This is a genomic window from Oceanicoccus sagamiensis, from assembly GCF_002117105.1.
Lineage (GTDB): Bacteria > Pseudomonadota > Gammaproteobacteria > Pseudomonadales > Dasaniaceae > Oceanicoccus > Oceanicoccus sagamiensis.
The window spans coordinates 1,174,759-1,194,357 of sequence record NZ_CP019343.1 but is presented as its reverse complement, the minus strand read 5'-3'; the positions used below and the strand labels follow the sequence as shown (position 1 = coordinate 1,194,357).

Annotated in this window: 16 protein-coding genes; 11 read left to right on the top strand and 5 right to left on the bottom strand. The window is 47.9% G+C overall.

All coding sequences use genetic code 11. The annotated features are described in order from the left end of the window. Window position 1 precedes the first annotated feature (1 nt). From BST96_RS05290 to BST96_RS05275, 4 genes are read left to right on the top strand one after another with little or no spacing between them, the layout of a single operon-like run. Complete coding sequence (locus tag BST96_RS05290) at window positions 2-526, top strand: type II secretion system protein (RefSeq protein WP_085757700.1); 525 nt, start codon at window positions 2-4, stop codon at window positions 524-526. Next, a complete protein-coding gene (locus BST96_RS05285; protein ID WP_085757699.1) occupies window positions 526-1,335 on the top strand; it encodes a PilW family protein in 810 nt (269 codons plus the stop codon). Before BST96_RS05290 ends, BST96_RS05285 begins: the two co-directional genes overlap by 1 nt. Then, window positions 1,332-6,047 carry a DUF6701 domain-containing protein gene (locus BST96_RS05280; protein ID WP_085757698.1) on the top strand — a complete coding sequence of 1,572 codons (4,716 nt, stop codon included), beginning with the start codon at window positions 1,332-1,334 and terminating at the stop codon, window positions 6,045-6,047. The genes BST96_RS05285 and BST96_RS05280 overlap by 4 nt, the downstream gene beginning before the upstream one ends. A gap of 2 nt (window positions 6,048-6,049) precedes the next feature. Then, a complete protein-coding gene (locus tag BST96_RS05275; protein WP_085757697.1) occupies window positions 6,050-6,481 on the top strand; it encodes a pilus assembly FimT family protein in 432 nt (143 codons plus the stop codon). Here the strand turns inward: BST96_RS05275 and ntrC are convergent. The 4 genes from ntrC to glnA form a co-directional block, all read right to left on the bottom strand. Next, window positions 6,478-7,935, bottom strand: a complete 1,458-nt coding sequence (gene ntrC / locus BST96_RS05270) for a nitrogen regulation protein NR(I) (protein ID WP_085757696.1) — start codon at window positions 7,933-7,935, stop codon at window positions 6,478-6,480. The genes BST96_RS05275 and ntrC overlap by 4 nt on opposite strands. Before the next feature lie 61 nt (window positions 7,936-7,996). Next, complete coding sequence (gene glnL, locus BST96_RS05265) at window positions 7,997-9,064, bottom strand: nitrogen regulation protein NR(II) (RefSeq protein ID WP_085757695.1); 1,068 nt, start codon at window positions 9,062-9,064, stop codon at window positions 7,997-7,999. Window positions 9,065-9,332: 268 nt separating this feature from the next. Continuing rightward, window positions 9,333-10,007: a DUF4124 domain-containing protein gene (locus BST96_RS05260; RefSeq protein ID WP_169713917.1), complete on the bottom strand. Its 675-nt coding sequence runs from the start codon at window positions 10,005-10,007 to the stop codon at window positions 9,333-9,335. A 104-nt stretch (window positions 10,008-10,111) separates the two neighbouring features. After that, complete coding sequence (gene glnA / locus BST96_RS05255; protein ID WP_085757693.1) at window positions 10,112-11,518, bottom strand: glutamate--ammonia ligase; 1,407 nt, start codon at window positions 11,516-11,518, stop codon at window positions 10,112-10,114. 145 nt (window positions 11,519-11,663) lie between these two features. Between glnA and BST96_RS05250 the strand changes: the two genes are divergently transcribed. The 4 genes from BST96_RS05250 to thiI all read left to right on the top strand — a co-directional run bounded on the left by BST96_RS05250 (window position 11,664) and on the right by thiI (window position 16,379). Next, window positions 11,664-12,593: a serine/threonine protein kinase gene (locus BST96_RS05250; RefSeq protein ID WP_169713916.1), complete on the top strand. Its 930-nt coding sequence runs from the start codon at window positions 11,664-11,666 to the stop codon at window positions 12,591-12,593. Window positions 12,594-12,625: 32 nt separating this feature from the next. Continuing rightward, window positions 12,626-13,390: a PP2C family protein-serine/threonine phosphatase gene (locus BST96_RS05245; protein ID WP_085757691.1), complete on the top strand. Its 765-nt coding sequence runs from the start codon at window positions 12,626-12,628 to the stop codon at window positions 13,388-13,390. A 390-nt stretch (window positions 13,391-13,780) separates the two neighbouring features. Further along, on the top strand, window positions 13,781-14,797 hold the full coding sequence (locus BST96_RS05240) for a glutamine synthetase beta-grasp domain-containing protein (protein WP_085757690.1): 1,017 nt from the start codon (window positions 13,781-13,783) through the stop codon (window positions 14,795-14,797). 130 nt (window positions 14,798-14,927) lie between these two features. Then, window positions 14,928-16,379: a tRNA uracil 4-sulfurtransferase ThiI gene (thiI, locus tag BST96_RS05235; protein WP_085757689.1), complete on the top strand. Its 1,452-nt coding sequence runs from the start codon at window positions 14,928-14,930 to the stop codon at window positions 16,377-16,379. Between the two features lie 69 nt (window positions 16,380-16,448). Here the strand turns inward: thiI and BST96_RS05230 are convergent, their stop codons facing one another. After that, the gene (locus tag BST96_RS05230; RefSeq protein WP_085757688.1) at window positions 16,449-16,886 is read right to left on the bottom strand and encodes a hypothetical protein; all 438 of its coding nucleotides are present in this window, start codon (window positions 16,884-16,886) and stop codon (window positions 16,449-16,451) included. Between the two features lie 129 nt (window positions 16,887-17,015). On the opposite strand from BST96_RS05230, the gene BST96_RS05225 reads away from it, so the two are divergent. The 3 genes from BST96_RS05225 (at window position 17,016) to BST96_RS05215 (ending at window position 19,585) form a co-directional block, all read left to right on the top strand. After that, window positions 17,016-18,437: a sodium-dependent transporter gene (locus BST96_RS05225; protein ID WP_085757687.1), complete on the top strand. Its 1,422-nt coding sequence runs from the start codon at window positions 17,016-17,018 to the stop codon at window positions 18,435-18,437. A 67-nt stretch (window positions 18,438-18,504) separates the two neighbouring features. After that, window positions 18,505-19,218 carry an efflux RND transporter periplasmic adaptor subunit gene (locus tag BST96_RS05220; protein ID WP_085757686.1) on the top strand — a complete coding sequence of 238 codons (714 nt, stop codon included), beginning with the start codon at window positions 18,505-18,507 and terminating at the stop codon, window positions 19,216-19,218. A gap of 67 nt (window positions 19,219-19,285) precedes the next feature. Continuing rightward, the gene (locus tag BST96_RS05215; protein ID WP_085757685.1) at window positions 19,286-19,585 is read left to right on the top strand and encodes a type II toxin-antitoxin system death-on-curing family toxin; all 300 of its coding nucleotides are present in this window, start codon (window positions 19,286-19,288) and stop codon (window positions 19,583-19,585) included. Window positions 19,586-19,599 lie beyond the last annotated feature (14 nt).

The window sequence follows — 19,599 nt, the reverse complement described above, 5'->3', positions numbered from 1 at the left end:
TATGCCGCATCGCCGCCGCAACAAAGGTTTTACACTGATCGAACTGGTTGTGGGTATTGTGGTGATTGCCATAGCACTTACGCTGTTAAGCAATGTCTTTTTTAACAGCGCCAGCCGCAGTGTCGAGCCCATGCTACAAATCCGTGCCGCCGAGTTTGGCCAGGCCCTGATGGATGAAATTCTCTCCAAAAAATTTGACCATATGACACCGGAAGGTGGGGTGCCCGCCTGTAATCTTAATTGTACGGATGAAGGTGACCTGGGCCCCGAGGGTACTGAAACACGCCCGGACTATAACGATGTAGATGACTATACGATAAGCTGCGGCGCCCCCATCGCCGTCACCGATGCTCTGGGTAACCAGCCCGTGGGTTTCGAGCGATACACCATGGAAGTCTGTGTTAATTACGATAACTTTGATGGCAATGGTGTTGAAAATGCCAATGCCAAATTAATTCGGGTTTTTATTAATCGCCCCGGTTTTACCAGCCCCATGGTTTTTTCAGCTTACAAGGGGAACTACTAATGCCTTCCCCGTTTACCAAACAGCAGCAAGGTTTTTCGCTGGTCGAGTTAGTGACGGTGATTGTATTGCTGGGTATTGTTGGTACAGCTTCGGTGCAATTTATTCGTCAAAGTGTTGAGGTCTATGTAGAGACTGCCCGCCGCGATAGTTTGCAACAGCAGTCACGCTTCGCGATGGAGCGAGTTAGCCGTGAATTAAAAAATGCCTTGCCGGGCAGTGTGCGTATACTCAGTGATGCAGATGGTGATAATCAGTGCGTAGAATTTATGCCTATTGTTGCTGCGACGACGTATTTAAACTCTATCGTTAATACTACGTTTACCTCGCTGGATATTATTGATATTGGTTATAGCCTGGTCAGTGGCGATCAATTGGCTGTTTTTACCTTTGATAATAATGCTGTCTATAGTGGCAGCGCCACCATTGCCAATATGGCCGCCCCCAGCAATGGCCCCGAAGCCAATACCCAAACCTTAAACTTTGGCAGCCTTACCGTTGCCAATGAATCGCCAACACGCCGGGCTTATATTGTTAATGGGCCGGTCAGCTTTTGTGCCAGTGATGGTGAGTTACGCCGGCATCAGGGTTATACCCTAACCGGTAATCCACCAACGGCAGCGGATGGTATCCCGCTGAGTGATACTTTGCGGCTCGAACAAAACGGCAATGCTATTATTCCTTTTGTATATAGCTTTAACAGTTTACAGCGAGCCAGTACGGTTTTACTGGATTTTCGTTTCCAGGATACCAGGGCAGATGACGAGTGGCTGGAGTTAAGCCAGACCATATTGGTAAGGAATGTGCCATGAAGAGACTTGGTCAGTTTATGCCCCGTATTCTTTTCGCACTAACGCTAGTCGCTTTGGCCTTGGTCGCCCGTGCTGATATTAATGCCACCTATTATGATCAAAACGGTGTGCAGTATGACTTTTTTACCGGCACAGAAATTAAAACTATTGATGCCAATATCGATTTTACCTGGGGTGGGGGCGAACCCATTGCCGGTATTCCCCGGGATGACTTTTCGGTACGTTGGGAGGGTGAATTAGAAGTCCCTGCGGACGGTAATTACACCTTTAGGGTGCGTGGCGACGATGGTATTCGTATTTATATTGATGGCAGTCTGTTAATTAACGACTGGAGCAACCATGGCCCAAGAAATCGTGATAGCTCCGCGGTAGCCATGTTGGCAGGTCAGCGTTATACCATTTTGGTTGAACACTATGAGCGTGGTGGCGGCGCAGTAGCGCAGGTTAGTTGGTCCGGGCCTACCACCGGTGGTTTCCAAATTATCCCTTCAACTTTTTTATTTGCGGAGACCAGTCCGCCAGAAGTGGTTGCCGCCGGATATGGTTGTTCGGCTGATAGCATCAGTATTACTTATGATAGCAATATGGATCAAACCACGGTAGAAAATATTGCCAACTATGCGTTGGATAATGGCGCTACTATTACTGTAGCCACATTGGAAGCCGATGGCAGAACCGTTACTCTCGCTACCAGCGAACTGACCGAAGAAAATTATCTGGTCACTATTAATAATGTAGAAAATACCAGTGGCGATATTATCGCTGTTGATACCACCACGACAGCCAGCTTCCGTATCAGTGGTTTAAGCGCAACCTATTTTGACCAAAATAATACATCGGGTGCTTATTTTACCGGCTTTCAAGTAGAGCAAGTGGATGCGACGGTCGATTTTAATTGGGGCAGTGGCGCACCTGTTAGCGGCATAGGCAGTGATCGATTTTCGGTGCGCTGGGAAGGCTTTGTGATTGCCTCCGAGACGGATAACTTTGAATTTCGGACCCGTTCTGATGATGGTGTGCGTTTATATATCGATAATGTTCTGGTGATTGATAATTGGACTAACCATGGTCCCCGCTACGATTACAGCGTCGCTATCCCGATGGTGGCTGACCAGCAATATGCCATTCGTATGGAGTATTACGAAAATACAGGTGGGGCAGTGGCGCAATTACAATGGCAAAACTCCAGCTTTAGTTGGGTGACGATTCCTCAATCGCAATTATTAGGCACTTGTGGTTTACCTACCCTGCAAAGCGCTTCGTTTTCCTGTAGCGGTGACACCATCAGCGTTGCTTTTTCCGAGCAGGTCAGTACTGTCACGGCCGAAGATACCGATAACTACAGTATCAATCGTGGCGTGACGGTTAATAGCGCAACGCTGGAAAGTGATGGCCAAACCGTCACCCTTGAAACCTCCAACCTGGGTCCCGTTGACTATCTACTAACCGTTAACAATATTGAAGATAGTAGCGGCACGGAAATAGAACCCAATAGCCAGATTACCGCGGTCTATCAAAACACCGGTTTAACCGCCACCTACTATGACCAAAATAATAGTAGCCGCGCTTATTTTACCGGCAATACCGTGACCGTTATCGAGGAAAATATTGATCATGACTGGGGCCGCAATGCGCCGGTTGCAGGGATTGGTGTCGATCGATTTTCCGTGCGCTGGGAGGGTTATATCGAGCCGCCCACCGATGGCGATTATATTTTCCGCTCCCGTTCTGATGATGGGTTTAGATTGTATTTGGATGATGTAGAAATTATCGATCACTGGTCAGACCACAGTGCCTCCTACCGCTCCAGTGCGACACAAACTTTAGTCGCCGGGCAGAGTTATAAAATTGTGGCGGAGTTTTATGAAAATGGTGGCGATGCGGTGGCGCAGTTAGAGTGGTCCGGCCCCGGCTTTGGCAGTGAAATTATTGCGCCGGAATATTTTATCAGTGATTGCGAAAGTCCCACTGGCGAATGGCAGTTTGAAGAGCCTTTTTGGAACGGTACCAGCGGGGAGGTGCTTGATGCCTCTGGTACCGGTAATAACGGTACCGCCAGAGATAATGGTAATGGTTCGCTGCCCAGTACGAGTTATGCTAACCCCGCGATATCCGGCAACCCCGGCACCTGTCGTTATGGTGAATTTGATGGCGTAGATGACTATGTGGAAGTGGATGCCGGTTTTGCCAACAAGCAGCAAAGTTTTACGATCACCGCATGGATTAATCCGGTTAATACTGATCCCGGTTCCAGGATTTTTGCGGACGATGAAAGCAATAGTCAAGGTTATGCTTTTAGCGTTGGTGACCCGGGTAATGGCCGTTTAAGATTTTATTCCCGTGGTGTAAACCCTATTAGCGTTGATACAAGAAGTTCCGTTATTAGGAATAATCGATGGACCCATGTTGCCGCTGTACATGACGTTGATAATAAAACTCGAACGATTTATGTTAACGGCGTTGCCCAAAGGTTAAATACCGGTGGTTTTAGCAGTACTTATACGGGCACCTGGGGTGTTGATGCCGGCCCTGCCAGTATTGGCGGTGAAACCAATTCCGGTGAAACCGCCAACCGTTTTACCGGCGCGATTGATGAAGTGCGTTTTTATGATCTGGCCCTGGAAGCCGATGATATTGTTACCATCTATAACGAAACCCACGCTTGTGATGATTTTCCAACAGCAACGCGGTTTGATATTGATCACAGCAATAGCGCGATCTTTTGTGCGCCTACGGTGGTTACGGTAACGGCGGAAAATGATCTCGATGCGGCGGACTTATCCTATAACGGCACCATTACCCTGGATACCCAAACGGGTGAGGGTAATTGGAGTTTAAATAGCGGCAGCGGCAGCTTTGATAACGGTACCGATAATGATGGTATTGCCACCTATGAATTTACCATCAGTGATAACGGTGTCGCCAGTTTTCTACTGGACCGTAGCGGTAGTGCTATTGGTCCGGATGATGATGACAGTATTGATATTGATGTGACCGACGGTTTAATTACCGATGATGATAGCGAAGGCGAATTATCCTTTTCAGCCTCGGGCTTTACCATCTCCGGCGCGGTACTGGATAATCCGGCATCGTCTCAGGGCATAGGCACGCAGATTGCGGGAGTGCCATTTACCGCGTTTATTTCTGCCTATGGTCAAACCCGAGAGGACCCGATCTGTGGTGTGATTGAAAATTATTCAGGTACCAAATCGCTAAGCCTGACCATGATGTATCTAAACCCCGGTACAGGTCCCGAGACTATCACCGCAGATACCACCGATATTGATTTTACTCAGGGGCAGGGCACCATTAGCTTAACTTACAAAGATGTGGGCGAGATTAATTTTTCGCTGGCAGAGGGCGTGACTATCAATGGTGACAGCAATAACTTTGTCGTTAGGCCTGATCGTTTTGTGATAGAGCCTGAAGGTGCTGTCGCTGACTATAATGGCATCAATGCCTATAGAAAAGCGGGAGAAGATTTTGCGGTGACAGTCACTGCTGTCGAAAGAGGTGGGGATCCAGTCAGTAATTACGGCAAAGAAGCTGACCCTGAAGGTGTGGTGTTAACCAGTATTAATCTCTTACCCAGTGGTGGTGTTAATGGTAATTTCACCTGTAGTGATGATCCCTGCCTGAGCCCGAGTGCAGACCCCGCAAGTTTTAGTGGTGATTTTCAATATGATGAGGTGGGGGTTATCAGGTTAACGGCCAAGGTGGATGGTGATAATGGTTATCTGGGGACTCGTGAATATGCCGAGACTAGTTTAGATCCCGTGGGCCGTTTTACACCGGATCATTTTATTGTCAATAATATCTCTTTGACCCCGGCCTTATCCAGCGCAGGCTTTACCTATTTGGACCAGCCTTTTGAGGTAACTTATACCTTGGAGGCGCGCTCGAGTAATAATACCACCACCCAAAATTACGAAGGCAGTTTTTCCCGCTTGCCAGATACCGATACCGGCGTTGTCTATAGTGCCGTTGACGGTATTGAAACCTTTCCAGCACGACTAAGCTCTACCAATACCACATTGACCTGGACCAAGGGTGAATCTTATGACGCTTCGGCGACCGTTCCGGTTATTACCAACTACGACTTGACTCTGGCTCGCTTAGCCGACCCCGACGGCCCCTTTAGCAATACCGTGATTAATTTAAATGTCACGGATACGGATGGTATTAGTTTACTGACGGCGGATACACCGTTAAATACTACAGCCACAGAGTTTCGTTATGGCCGGGTATTTATTCCACCGGTCTATGGCCCTGAAATTGCCAAAGATGCTTTAACCGATATCCCTCTAACGATTGAATACTGGGCCGACCCTGATGGTGATACCAACTTTGAATTTGTGCTTAATACCGATGATAGTGAAACCGATTACGGCAGCTGGATTCAGGTGGCAGGCGCAGCGGCCTGTGTTGAAGTTATAGGTCCGGTGTTGTGCAGCGATATCAGCATTCAAAAAGCACCGGACTCATCCACTTTTAATGCCGGTAGAAGTGTAGCCGGTACTGCAGCGATTAAAGTCCTTCGACCCGGTGCCGGTAATACGGGTAGCCTGACGGTGCAGTTTAATGTGGATAATTGGTTAACGTTTAACTGGGATACTGGCGCCGCCGGTGATGAAGAGCCTTCAACACAGATTAACTTTGGCCAGTACCGTGGTCACGACCGTATTATTTATTGGCGGGAGGCACTGCAATAGTGATGGCTACTACGCCTAAAAAACAGCAGGGCTTCTCGGTGATAATGGCAATTTTTATTATTGTTGTATTAGGGGCTTTGGCGGCGGCAATGTTGAGTTTTCTAGCCGCAGGGTCTGAGTCCGTTGCCCGTGAAATTGTGTCGGCCAGAGCATTGATGGCTGCGGAAAGTGGAGCCCAAAGAAAACTCAATGAAGTTTTTCCACCCGCTGGCGGAACGGTTTTAGCCGGTGTCTGTGTTGATGGCCCGGCGGATAACTGGGACTTTGGCAGCAATGGCCTGGAGGGCTGCAGTAATACTTTGGCCAGCGTGACCTGTCGTTCAGTGAATGTCAGGGGCGTTAATTATATTTATATCCGCAGTGTTGGCCAATGCGGACCATTGGCCGACCAGGCGGTTAGAATTGTTGAAGTGCAGGCCAGGGACGGGTTTTAATCCTCGTCCTCTTCGCCACTGCCATTCATTCCCAGTTCATTCATTTTCCGAGTCAGGGTATTTCTCCCCCAACCTAACAACACCGCTGCATCGCGTTTTCTGCCATGGGTATGTTTAAGTGCGGTTTCAATCATTAGCTTTTCAAAAATAGGCACTGCAGTATCCAGAATTTTTTTCTTGCCGAGGCTAAGTTCCTGATCCGCCCAGCGTCGCAGATTTTCTTGCCAGTCACCACTGACTCCGGTGGCTTCACCTTCAATGGGTTGTTGGTTAAGTAACTCTGGGGGAAGGTCTTCCAAATGGATTTCGCGACCAGAGGCCATGACCGTAATCCAGCGGCAGGTATTTTCCAGTTGTCTGACATTGCCGGGCCAATCCAGTTGGCATAAATACTCTTCACTCTCTTTGGTCAGCACTTTACATTCACTATCCAGTTCTTCTGAGGCTTTATTAAAAAAGAACTGCATTAATTTCGGTACATCTTCCCGGCGATCGCGCAAGCTGGGGATATGAATACGAATAACATTTAAACGGTGAAATAAATCTTCCCGGAAGCGGCCATCGGTCACCAGTGCTTCCAAGTCCTGGTGGGTTGCGGCAATAATCCGCACATCCACCTTGATCGGTATATGTCCACCGACCCGATAAAATTCACCGTCAGCCAGAACACGCAATAAGCGGGTTTGTGTATCGGCAGGCATATCACCAATTTCATCTAAAAATAAGGTGCCACCATCAGCCTGTTCAAAACGGCCTTCGCGCAAAGCGGTGGCGCCGGTAAAGGCGCCTTTTTCATGACCAAATAATTCTGATTCCATTAACTCTTTTGGAATGGCCGCCATATTCAAGGCAATAAATTTTTCTTTCGCCCGAGGGCTATGTTTATGTAATGCCTGTGCCACCAGTTCTTTACCGGTACCGGATTCGCCATTAATTAATACCGTAATATTAGAATGGGATAAACGACCAATAGCGCGAAACACTTCCTGCATAGCAGGGGCTTCACCAATAATTTCTGTGGAACCGACTTCGCCGGAAGGTTCCTCAACCACTGCGGAGGCCTCCGACTGCGCTTGTAATTCACTGGCGTGAACCAGCGCCCGCTCAGTCATAGCCACGGCTTCATCAATATCAAAGGGCTTGGGTAAATATTCAAAAGCACCGCCCTGATAAGAAGCGACAGCGCTATCCAGATCAGAGTGGGCGGTGGTAATAATGACCGGCATACCGGGGTGGGAGTCATTAATTTTTCCCAGCAGTTCCAAACCATCCATACCCGGCATACGAATATCGCTGATAATCGCATCGGGGTATTCAGTGCCGAGTTTACGCACCAGGCTCTCACCATTATCAAAGGTTTGTGTTTCAATGCCGGATTGGTTGAGGGCTTTTTCTAACACCCATCGTATCGATCGGTCGTCGTCAACAATCCAAACAGTATTGCCCGTGCTCATTGCTTGTTCTCCAGAACGTTATCCGGCATCTCCGTGCCGGTTAAAAATAATAATAAATAGTTTAAACCGGTAGCGGAATAAAAATGGAAAAGGTGGTGTTACCGGGTTCGCTGTCGCACTCAATCAGGCCGTGGTGGTGGTTGATAATTGATTGAGCAATCGATAGCCCTAAGCCGGTGCCATCGGCACGGCCACTGACCATCGGTAAGAAAATGGTTTCTCTGATTGCTTTGGCAATACCCGGGCCGTTATCAGTAATGTCGATACGGCAGACCAGGCGATGACAGTGAGTGCCAATAGTAAATTGCCTGAGGGTGCGGGTTTTTAAGGTAATCATCGACTCGGGGTTTGCTTCAGCCATTAGTGCCTGCATGGCATTACGTACAATATTTAAAATGGCTTGAATCAGTCTTTCTTTATCGCCTTCTATCTCGGGAATACTGGGGTCGTAATCCCGTGCCACTTTAATCTGGCTACCGGTTTCGGCATCGACCAGACTTTTAACCCGTTCCAGCACTTCGTGAATATTCAGTGCCTGCAAGTCCAATAATTTATTGGAGCCCAGCATACTGTCCACCAGGTTGCTGAGCCGGTCTGCTTCTTCAATAATGATATTGGTATAATCTTTTAGCTCTTCAGAGGGTAATTCTTTGGCCAGCAACTGTGCGGCTCCGCGCAGGCCCCCTAAAGGATTTTTAATTTCGTGGGCCAGCCCCCTAATCAATGTCTGTGAGTTTTGCTGGGATGACAGCAGACCTTCCTCGCGACTAATCCGCAATAAACGATCCAGAGGCTGAATCTCCATCACCAGCGAGGTGGTGACATCGTGCTCAATAATTGGGCTGACTGCACAATCCACCGTAATGGTTTGGCCGTTGGAGAGTAGGAGGTGGGCCTCACGCTTGGTAAAGGCGCTGATATTATTAATCGCATCCAGCAGGCTGGCCTGATCATTATCGACCTCGGTAAACAGTTGGCTAATCGGCTCCCCCAGAACCCGGTTACCACTGACATCCAGCAAGGCCTCAGCGGCGGTATTGATATAACTGACAGACAGGTCGGTATCGACCAGCAAAATCGCAGTCTGGAGATTATCCAATATATCGGTATGTAGCTTATCTGGGGCCATAAATCCTTTGCTTATCAGCAGCTATCACGCTGCTATAGATGAGAGACAACAGGCTAAATGCAAAAACCAAACCATGTCTGGCGCTATCTGGCGATTGCTGCAAAAAAGGGCTTACTGGCTGTGATAGCGCGCTATTAAAGGGCTCACTGTCCGCCATGATCGCTTGGCAGCAGCAAATGCCGCCAAGGACAGGGGCAGTATAAATGAATAAGCACCAAAAGGGTGCATTTAGGTGGGCTATTTTTGTGCGGGAGCCAAGCCAGCAGGATTAACGGCCTCGGCCACCACCCCCACCACCGAGATTAGGCCGACCGGGGCCAGGTATGGGCTGGATAGTTACCGGAGGCTTGGCAATGGGGTGCTCGGGCTTCGGCCTGTTACCGCCATTGTCGTTGCTGTTATAGGTTGAGCCCGCGGTGGAGGGGCGATAGGCAAAGACTTTCACGTTGGCAGATTGTTTCAGGATAGTGCCGTTAGCATCGATAATAGCCACCTGAAGTCTATGTTCACCGCGGCTAATACTGTTGACGGTAAAGTTACCCTGGCCGGTATCTTGAGCGACGCCATCAATACTCAGCTGCAGTTTGTGGCCCTTTTTCAGCTGGGGTTTAACGCTGGTGGTGACCGTAAAAGGAACCAGGCCATTGGCAATGATGCCGTCATTGGCGGGGCTGTTGATACGTAGCATATCGTAGCTATTCGGTGCCAGAGCGGTGGGTAGGGGTTCTACAGCAATCGGTACTTCCACTGACTTAGCGGAATTGGTTTCCTGGATTTCGACCGGTTTGGCGTCTGGAGCGGGCTGGTCGCTATAGCTGACATTACCGTCTTTATCGACCGACTTATAAACTTGAGCCGATGTGTTTAGGCCAATAAATAAAAGGCATAGCGAGAAAGTAAGCGCTAACAAACCGGTATTGTTCCCAAGTCTATTGCTGTTCATTGTCAATCCTCTGGTAATAACCGTTACTTGCATTGTAGTTTGTGCGCGGGCAATAAAAAAGCCCACATAATGCGGGCTTTTTTAAACTGAGAACTGGCCCGGGATTAGACGGAGTAGTACATATCGAACTCAACCGGGTGCGTGGTCATATTCAGCCTTTCTACTTCTTCAGACTTCAGTTCGATATAGGCATCGATCATATCGTCGTCCATCACGCCACCGGCCGTCAAAAACCCACGGTCGGCATCAAGGGCAGCCAAAGCTTGCTCAAGGCTGGAAGCAACCGTTGGGATTTCAGCCGCTTCTTCCGCTGGCAAATCATATAAATCCTTATCCGCCGCATCACCGGGGTGGATCTTATTCTTAATACCATCCAGACCCGCCATCAACATACAGGCAAACATCAGATAAGGGTTGGCGGTTGGGTCGCCGAAGCGCACTTCGATACGCCGTGCTTTAGGGTTGGGCACAAAAGGAATGCGGATAGAGGCAGAGCGGTTACGGGCTGAGTAAGCCAGCATCACGGGAGCTTCAAAACCGGGCACCAGGCGCTTGTAAGAGTTGGTCGATGCATTGGCAAACGCATTGATCGCGCGGGCGTGTTTGATAATACCGCCAATATAGAACAGGGCTGTTTCAGACAGGCCGCCGTAAACATCGCCAGCCATAATATTTTCGCCGTTCAGGCTTAAGGACTGGTGAACATGCATACCGGAACCGTTATCACCTACCAGAGGCTTGGGCATAAAGGTCGCTGTTTTACCGTAGGCGTGAGCCACATTATGCACGCAGTATTTGAAAATCTGAATCTCATCGGCTTTTTTAACCGCCGAGTTAGGGCCAACACCAATTTCACACTGACCGGCAGTGCCCACTTCGTGGTGGTGTACTTCCACCGCTAGCCCCATTGCTTCCATGGCATTACACATGGCGCCACGCAGGTCATGCAGGGAGTCGACGGGAGGCACTGGGAAATAACCGCCTTTAACACCGGGGCGGTGACCGATATTGCCATCGGGGAAGGGTTTGTTAGACGACCATGCCGCTTCTTCAGAATTGATTTCATAAGCCACGCCGCTCATATCGGCATGCCATTTAACATCATCAAACACAAAAAATTCCGGCTCAGGGCCAAACATGCAGCTATCGGCAATACCGGTAGATTTCATATAGGCTTCAGCGCGTTCGGCAATAGAGCGTGGGTCGCGGTTATAGCCCTGCATGGTTGAAGGCTCAACAATGTCACAGCGAAGATTTAGCGTATTGTCATCGGTAAAAGGGTCCATGACCGCGGTTGAATCGTCAGGCATTAAAATCATGTCTGATTCGTTGATACCTTTCCAGCCAGCAATAGAAGAGCCGTCAAACATCTTGCCCTCTTCAAAAAAGCCATCATCGATTTCAGTGGCAGGGATAGTAACGTGCTGCTCTTTACCTTTGGTGTCGGTGAAACGCAGGTCTACCCATCTCACATCGTTGTCGTTGATCATACTCAGGGTGTTCGCTGACATGCTAAGGCTCCTTATTTCGGCTTGGATATAGGGCGATAACTATATAGATTTTTTTTTAGAATATCCCATAAATTGTCTGAAATTAATTTTCTTTGATTATCAGTAGGTTAATATGCAAGGCTGGAATGATAACAAGGAGCCAGCAATGCCTGAATTTTCACAGCAAAATGTCGAAGAAGATCGCCTTTACGCTGAAGAAACTGACGCGCCCTTGCCCGAAAAGTTAAACCCCAATACGCGTTATGCCTTTTTTAGCCCTATAGCCAAGGGCGGTAAGTCGCTGATCAAGTCCTGCCGTGACCTGCATTTACGCCGCACGGTTTGTTATAAAACCCTGCGCCCCGAATTTATCGACGACCCGGTCGAAACTCAGCGCCTGCTGCGGGAAGCGCGTATCTCTGCCATGTTGCAGCACCCGAATACCGTACCCACCTATGAGCTGGGGCGAGATAACCGCGGTAATTACTATTTCACCATGAAGCTGGTGCATGGTTATACCCTGCGGGAAGTGCTGAACTATCGCGATCGCTATGATCTGTCCCAGCTGATGGATTTGATTGTGCAGGTAGCCAGGGCTTTGGGTTATGCCCATTCAATGGGCGTGGTGCACCGGGATATAAAACCGGAAAATATTTTAGTTGGCCCCTATGGTGAGGTGTTAGTGCTGGACTGGGGGCTGGCGAAAGTGTGGCCCAAAGAGGGTAATGCTGGTGGTGAAGAGTCCATTATTGATAAAGCGGATGCCGGCAAGGAAAAGCTTCAGGGAACGGTGATGTATATGTCGCCTGAGCAGATTGACCGAGACCCCAATATTAACGGGCAGTCTGACCTCTATAGTTTGGGCGCTATTATTTATGAGCTGCTCTGCGGTGTGACCCCCTTTCAAGGGGATGTAGTGCATAGCCTGCTAGACCAGATTCGCTCTGAGCTACCCCCAGACCCTCGCACGATATCAAAAATACCGGTGCCGGATGTACTTGCCGAATTAGCGATGAGTTGCCTGCAAAAGGACCCGGCTCAGCGGCCGGCTAGCGCAGACGACTTGCTGCGAATTCTCAGGGAAGATTGGGGCTAAATTAAACATCAATAACCAAAGATAATAACCCAATGCCTTATATTGATTTTCAACAACTGATCGACCTCGAACAGACGATCACCGACCAGCCTGCCATCACCTGGAAAAGTGTGGGCCGCAGTGATGTTGGCCGGGTAAGAAAGGCTAATGAAGATGCTTTTTATCATTCAACCGAGCAAGAGATCTGGGCGGTGGCGGATGGTATGGGTGGTTTGGCGCGGGGTGATTATGCCAGTGGTGTCGTTGCTGAAGCTTTTGTGCACTTTGGCAAGTCCAGCAATTTGGCTGCCAGTATCAGGGATTTGGAAACACGGCTAAGGGCGGCGCATGCTAATTGCCGCAGCTCCTTTGAGGGTGAGCGCGTCGGCTCGACGGTAGCGGCGATACTCTCCTATGGCCAGTACTGCTTTTTTTTATGGGCAGGGGACAGTCGGGTTTACCGGCTGCGGGCTGGCCAGCTAAAACAGATGACCAAAGATCATAGCGTTGCCCAGCAGAAATTTGAGCGCGGTGAGTTGAGTGCCAGCAAAGTGGCTTCGCATCCCGGTGCCCATATACTGACCCGTGCTGTGGGTGTTCACCAGACCTTACATTTAGACCTGGATTACGAGACAGTAGAGCAGGGCGATCGCTTTCTGGTGTGCAGTGATGGTTTATATAACGACTTAAGCCGGACAGAAATTCAGCAACTTTTGGCCTGTACTGATGCGCAAACGGCACTGGATAGCCTGATTGATAGCGCTCTGGAAAAAGGTGGCAGTGACAATATAACGGCGATTGTTGTCGATGCGCTCTGACTGTAGGGTGGATTACAATCCACCCAGCCCTGGAGATAAAAGGCCGGTGGATTGCAATCCACCCTACGTACTTTGCTGCATGCACCAAAGTGGAGCATAAAAATTTACACTGTTCTTAATTGGTGCGTGGCGGCGCGGTAGTCATGCGCCAGCTTGAGCCCAGCCTAAAGCTTTACCTTCTTATGCCCCGAGAATGTGCCCCTATAATCAGTAACATGCGCTATTTTGGGCGCGATAGCATTCAGCCATGGTAATACAGTGAAAGTTGGAATAGAATTTGCTCCCCAAATTATTCAGATTTAACGCGGGGCTTTTCTTAGGCTTTGGGCATTACCAAAGTCCGGGCCTACCCCAAAACTCAAAACGACTTCTTCTGGAGAGAAACACAAGATGAAAAGTAAGTTGGAATATATCTGGCTAGACGGCTACAAGCCTACTCAAAGCCTTCGCAGCAAAACAATGGTTCGCAATGACTTCGGTGGCACTTTAGAAGAGTGTCCAATGTGGGTTTTTGACGGTAGCTCAACTGAGCAAGCAGAAGGTAATGCTTCTGATTGTTTGTTAAAGCCAGTCGCCATCATTCCTGATCCAGAGCGTAAAAACTCTTACCTGGTAATGACTGAAGTATTAAATGCTGACGGTACTGCTCACGAGTCAAATGGCCGTGCCACTATCGACGAAGCTGATGACGATACTGATTTCTGGTTTGGTTTCGAGCAAGAGTACTTCTTGTGGGATCCAGCTACTGATCGTCCACCAGGCTTCCCAGCTGGCGGTTTCCCTGATCCACAGGGTCCTTACTACTGTTCAGTTGGCGCGAAAAACGCCCATTGCCGCGACATGATCGAAGAGCACCTGGACATCTGTCTGGAAGCTGGTTTGAACGTTGAAGGTATCAATGCAGAAGTTGCTGCTGGTCAGTGGGAATACCAAATCTTCGCTAAAGGCGCCAAGCGCGCTGGTGACGAAATCTGGTTGTCTCGTTACTTATTAGAGCGTATCGGTGAGCGTTACGGTTTGGCTATTGAGTGGCATCCTAAGCCTCTTGGCGCCACTGACTGGAATGGTTCTGGTATGCACGCTAACTTCTCTAACAAAGCTATGCGTGAAGACGGTAAAGAAGAAGTGTTCACCAAGATCTGTGAAGAGTTCGGTAAAAATATCGATCGTCACATCAGCGTTTACGGTGCTCACAACGAGCAGCGTCTAACCGGTGCTCACGAAACTCAGTCTATTGAAGAATTCAGCTACGGTGTATCTGACCGCGGCGCTTCAATCCGTATCCCTGTAAGTACTGTTGAAGATGGTTGGATTGGTCGTTTGGAAGACCGTCGTCCTTCATCTAACGCGGATCCCTACAAGGTAGCGGCTGCTATTGTTAAGACAACTAACGAAGCTATGGCTTAATCGGTTGTTTATGGCCAGCACCCTCCCGGGTGCTGGCCAGTTCCCCCCCTCTATATAAGTATAAATCCCCTAAACTCTGAGTCTTACTCACTGTATAATGTGCCCACTTTTTTAAAGCGGTCGCTGATTCATGCAATTTATTGTTAAGTTCTTCCCCGAAATCACCATTAAGAGCAAGCCTGTACGTAAGCAGTTTGTTAAGGCGCTGCGTAATAATTTGCGCATCTTATTAAGGCCGTTAGATCCTGAGGTGGATGTACAGAGTGACTGGGACAAAATTACGGTCAGCTCTCAAACTGATGATGAAAGCCTTCGCCTGCAAATGGTTGAGGTGCTGTCTTGCACTCCCGGTATTGCCCACTTTCTTGATGTTAAAGAATTCCCTTATATTGATATGCACGATGCCTTTGAAAAAACAGCATCGCTATGGGGCGATCGTTTGGCAGGGCAAAGTTTTGTGGTGCGCTGTAAGCGCGTTGGCAAGCATGATTTTAGTTCTCATCAGTTAGAACAATATATTGGTGGTGGCCTTAATCAGCACCATGAAACAGGTGGAGTGGATTTACATAACCCCGATGTGACCGTGCGTTTGGAATTACGCGATGATAAATTATTTATTATCAATCAGCGTCACGATGGTCTGGGTGGTTTTCCTATGGGCAGTCTGGATTCTGTGGTGAGTTTAATTTCCGGCGGCTTTGATTCTACGGTTTCAACCTACCTCACTATGAAGCGGGGTATGCGCACCCATTTTTGTTTTTTTAATCTCGGTGGTCGCGACCATGAGATTGGGGTTAAAGAAGTCGCATTATATTTATGGATGAAATATGGGGCATCCTCAAGAGTAAAATTTATATCTGTGCCTTTTGAAGGTGTGGTGTCGGAAATTTTAAAAAATGTTGATGACTCCCAGATGGGGGTGATTTTAAAACGGATGATGTTGCGGGCAGGTACACAGGTTGCTGAAAAACTTAGCGTGCAGGCTTTAGTAACGGGTGAGGCCGTTGCACAAGTTTCAAGCCAGACTCTGACCAACTTAACGGTTATCGACTCTGCAACGGATATGTTGGTGCTGAGACCATTAATCGCTTCAGACAAAGAAGATATTATTCGTATCTCTCGTCAAATAGGAACAGAAGAGTTTGCTGCTGCTATGCCAGAGTATTGTGGTGTTATATCAGTAAAACCCACAACCCGAGCCAAGCCCTTAAAAATAGAACACGAAGAAGGCAAGTTTGATTTCTCAGTATTAGATAAAGCTCTGGAAGATGCTGCCTATATTAATATCGACGCCATAGCTGATGAAGAGCTCTCGGTGCAGGATGTAGAAGTGCTTAATGTGCCGATTCAGGATGGTGTCATCATTGATGTGCGTCACCCATCGGAAGAAGAAAGAAAGCCGCTAAAAATCAGCAATGTCGATATTCAAAAGATTCCTTTTTACGATTTGCATACCCGTTTTGCAGAGTTGGATAAATCGAAAAGTTATTTGCTCTATTGCGATAAAGGCGTGATGAGTAAATTACATGCGTCACATTTGGTAGAGCAGGGCTATACCAATGTAAAAGTGTATCGCCCATAACGGTTGGTGGAATTTATTCCACCCTACAACAGCGTAGGGTGGATTATAATCCACCTTCCCCGTCCCCGGTTATTGCTGCACCGGATTAATCGACAAGTTATAAATCTTATAACTACCGCCTTCGGGAATAACGGTAATATTAATATGCCCCTTACCCTGACTAAATGTCGCATTAGTTTGGTAATTCACTTTGTTCTCTCCAAGCAAAGAAAACACACTGGCCAGTCTTGAAAACACCAGCGGCTCAAAAGCCTGTAACTGTCCATACTGTCTATATCGGGTCAATAACTGCTCAACCTGCTGATCAGAGATTGTACTTCTGGCAGCAGACGATAAATGATTCAACAAGGCCTGCTTCTCCCACTGCCCAATCTCCATCAGCATATCATTGACCACCGGTTTGGCGGACTGCTCATAATAGGACTCCTGCTCACCAGTATAAAAATAAAGTCCGATACACAATGCCAATAAGAACAGGGTGATAATACGAAGCTGGTTATTGTCCACGAGTAAAGGCCTGCTGAAAGGTTGCTAAGGGTGGGGTTTTGTCGCCGTTAAGTGTCTATATAGTAGTGGCTTTTGTATTGTAATAAAACTGCTATTATTAACCCCATAATATTAAAGAGAGTGCTATCTATGTCCGCCACAAGAGAACAGTTTGGTTCACGCTTAGGATTTATTCTGGCGGCAGCCGGTTCAGCGGTTGGTATTGGCAATCTGGTGGGCTTCCCTGTGGCTGCGGCCAAAAATGGTGGTGGTGCTTTTCTATTTATCTATGCCCTGTTTGTGCTGCTAGTCTGCCTGCCAGTAATGATGGCAGAGCTCTCCGTAGGCCGAGCCTCACAAAAAGACCCTTTGGGAGCCTATCGCAAGCTCTCTGATGGTTCGCCGCTTTGGCCAATTGCAGGTTGGTTGGTGTTAATTACCCCCTATATGATTGCGGTATTTTATACCGTTATTACCATTTGGCTTTTTGGCTATTTATTTGAGGCGGTAACCGGCAACCTTGACCAGCTTGCCAATCCTGATTACTTCGGTGCTTTTATCAATAGCAATAAAGTCTTTGTTTACTTTATTGCCGTTGCAGCCATTGTTAATTTGATTTTGGTAGGGGGTGTAAAAGATGGCATAGAACGCGGCGCAAAAATTATGATGCCAATACTGTTTTTAATGTTAATCGGCCTGGTAATTTTTGTATTGACTCTGGATAACGCCTTTGCCGGTGTGCAATATTATCTGGTGCCGGACTTTAGCAAAATTGATGCGCGGGTTATTAATAGCGCCCTGTCCCAGGCGTTTTTCTCGCTGTCGTTGGGTATGGGGATTATGATTACCTATGGCTCTTATATGAGCCGCAGTGAAAAAATTGCCAGTTCCGCCAAGTTTGTTGCACTGACAGATACCGCCGTAGCGTTTTCCGCTGGCCTTCTGATTATGCCAGCTATCTTTTCCTTTAATCCCGATATTAATACCGCAGAGCTGAGTGAGTCATCGGTAGGTTTGATTTTTACCTTCTTGCCCAAAATTTTCTTAGCCTTGCAAACGACCATTGGCTACTTCGGTGCCAGCGCCGTAGCTTCAATATTCTTCCTGTTGGTTTTCTTTGCGGCTATTACCTCGCTGGTATCAATCACTGAAGTGCCAGTTTCCAGTCTGGTAGGGGAAAAAGGCTACTCACGCCCCAAGGCCTTATTGGTGCTAACCGTTTCTATGGGCTTGCTATCAGCGGCCTGCATTTTATCGTTTGGCAGAGTGGAGTGGCTGACCGGTTTTGTTACCTATGCTGATCAAAGCAAGTCCCTGTTTGATGTGGTGATTGATGTTTTCTACGACACCATCTTGCCATTAAACGGTTTGCTGGTTTGCTTATTTGTTATCTATCGTTGGAAAAAACTTAACTTTCATAAGGAACTGGCCTGTTCCGATCCCGATTATAGCTGCTCTAAACTGGAGCGTTATGTCGACTTCTCCTTAAGTACCTTTATTCCGGTGATTCTGTTTTTAGTGTTTGCTAATACCGTGGCGTTAAAATACTTCGGTGTGAGTTTTATTGGCTAACACTGTGTTGTAGGGTTGGTCTATGCCATAATTCAAGCTCTACCTAATAATAATCAATGGATATGATATGGACCGTGTCCGGCAGCAGCCCAGTAAAGGAGCCCTTTCACCTGCGCTTATAGCTACCGCAGGCCTTGTGGTAGCGGCTATTCTTATCAGTCTGTTTGTTTTGGACTTTGGCAGTCAGCGTATTGATCGCGATAGTGTGCAGATTGATACCGTACAGCAGGGTGATCTAACTATTCAGGTTAGTGACAACGGGGTGCTACTTCCCAAAGATATCGAGTGGATTGCCTCCCGGGTAGAAGGGCGCGTGGCGATCATTCATAAGCGGGCTGGTGATAAAGTCGAGGCCGGTGACTTGTTGGTAGAACTTAATAATCCAGGGCTGGTGGCAGTCGCCGAAGAGGCGCTTTCCGCTCTTGATGGCGCCAAGGCCGAAAAACTATCCTATGCGGTTGATTTGCAAAATCAGTTGCTCAACCAAAAGGCTGCCAGCTTGCAAGCCAAGTTTGATTATGAAAGTGCCAGACTAAAGCTGGATGCCGAAACACAGTTGCGAGAAAAATCCACCATTATTGCCGATATTGACTATCGTCGTACCCAATTAGAAATTGCGAGTAATTTGCTGACTACGGAATTTCCCAATTTGTTAAATGGTATTGCAGGTATAACGGTTGGGATTACCCTGTTGATGGCTTTGCTGGTTTTGGTGGCCTGTTATCTGCCGGCCAGGAAGATTGTTAAATTGGAGCCGGCTGAGGCATTGCATTATGAGTAGTTTATCTTCCTAAGCGGTAGGTGCTTAAATTGACATAACGGTTATTGGCAAGCATGAGCTTCAAGGTATGGCTTCCCAAAGATCTATTGATGCCATTATTACTCGCATTGATAACCGTATAGACTTCGGGATGATAGAGGATGTCTTTGAGTTGGCCGCCTGTTATGCCTGCTATATTGCTTTCGGTCATGCCTTTAATGACGCCAATAAGCGCACCGCGTTTGCCACGATGGATATCTGTCTGGCAGTCAATGGTATTACGTTGACCTATGATACCAGGGAAGCGGGTGACCTTATGATTCAGGCTGCACAAAGCGTTGTTGATGAAAAAGAGCTGGCTAGCTGGTTAAGAACATCATTTTCCTAGATATTCTCTGTAAT

What these genes read in the sequence shown, in the direction of transcription:
- BST96_RS05290 (WP_085757700.1), top strand. Translation starts at nt 2, where the DNA reads ATGCCGCATCGCCGCCGCAACAAAGGTTTTACACTGATCGAACTGGTT.
- BST96_RS05285 (WP_085757699.1), top strand. Translation starts at nt 526, where the DNA reads ATGCCTTCCCCGTTTACCAAACAGCAGCAAGGTTTTTCGCTGGTCGAG.
- BST96_RS05280 (WP_085757698.1), top strand. Translation starts at nt 1,332, where the DNA reads ATGAAGAGACTTGGTCAGTTTATGCCCCGTATTCTTTTCGCACTAACG.
- BST96_RS05275 (WP_085757697.1), top strand. Translation starts at nt 6,050, where the DNA reads ATGGCTACTACGCCTAAAAAACAGCAGGGCTTCTCGGTGATAATGGCA.
- ntrC (WP_085757696.1), bottom strand. Translation starts at nt 7,935, where the DNA reads ATGAGCACGGGCAATACTGTTTGGATTGTTGACGACGACCGATCGATA.
- glnL (WP_085757695.1), bottom strand. Translation starts at nt 9,064, where the DNA reads ATGGCCCCAGATAAGCTACATACCGATATATTGGATAATCTCCAGACT.
- BST96_RS05260 (WP_169713917.1), bottom strand. Translation starts at nt 10,007, where the DNA reads ATGAACAGCAATAGACTTGGGAACAATACCGGTTTGTTAGCGCTTACT.
- glnA (WP_085757693.1), bottom strand. Translation starts at nt 11,518, where the DNA reads ATGTCAGCGAACACCCTGAGTATGATCAACGACAACGATGTGAGATGG.
- BST96_RS05250 (WP_169713916.1), top strand. Translation starts at nt 11,664, where the DNA reads ATGCCTGAATTTTCACAGCAAAATGTCGAAGAAGATCGCCTTTACGCT.
- BST96_RS05245 (WP_085757691.1), top strand. Translation starts at nt 12,626, where the DNA reads ATGCCTTATATTGATTTTCAACAACTGATCGACCTCGAACAGACGATC.
- BST96_RS05240 (WP_085757690.1), top strand. Translation starts at nt 13,781, where the DNA reads ATGAAAAGTAAGTTGGAATATATCTGGCTAGACGGCTACAAGCCTACT.
- thiI (WP_085757689.1), top strand. Translation starts at nt 14,928, where the DNA reads ATGCAATTTATTGTTAAGTTCTTCCCCGAAATCACCATTAAGAGCAAG.
- BST96_RS05225 (WP_085757687.1), top strand. Translation starts at nt 17,016, where the DNA reads ATGTCCGCCACAAGAGAACAGTTTGGTTCACGCTTAGGATTTATTCTG.
- BST96_RS05220 (WP_085757686.1), top strand. Translation starts at nt 18,505, where the DNA reads ATGGACCGTGTCCGGCAGCAGCCCAGTAAAGGAGCCCTTTCACCTGCG.
- BST96_RS05215 (WP_085757685.1), top strand. Translation starts at nt 19,286, where the DNA reads ATGGCTTCCCAAAGATCTATTGATGCCATTATTACTCGCATTGATAAC.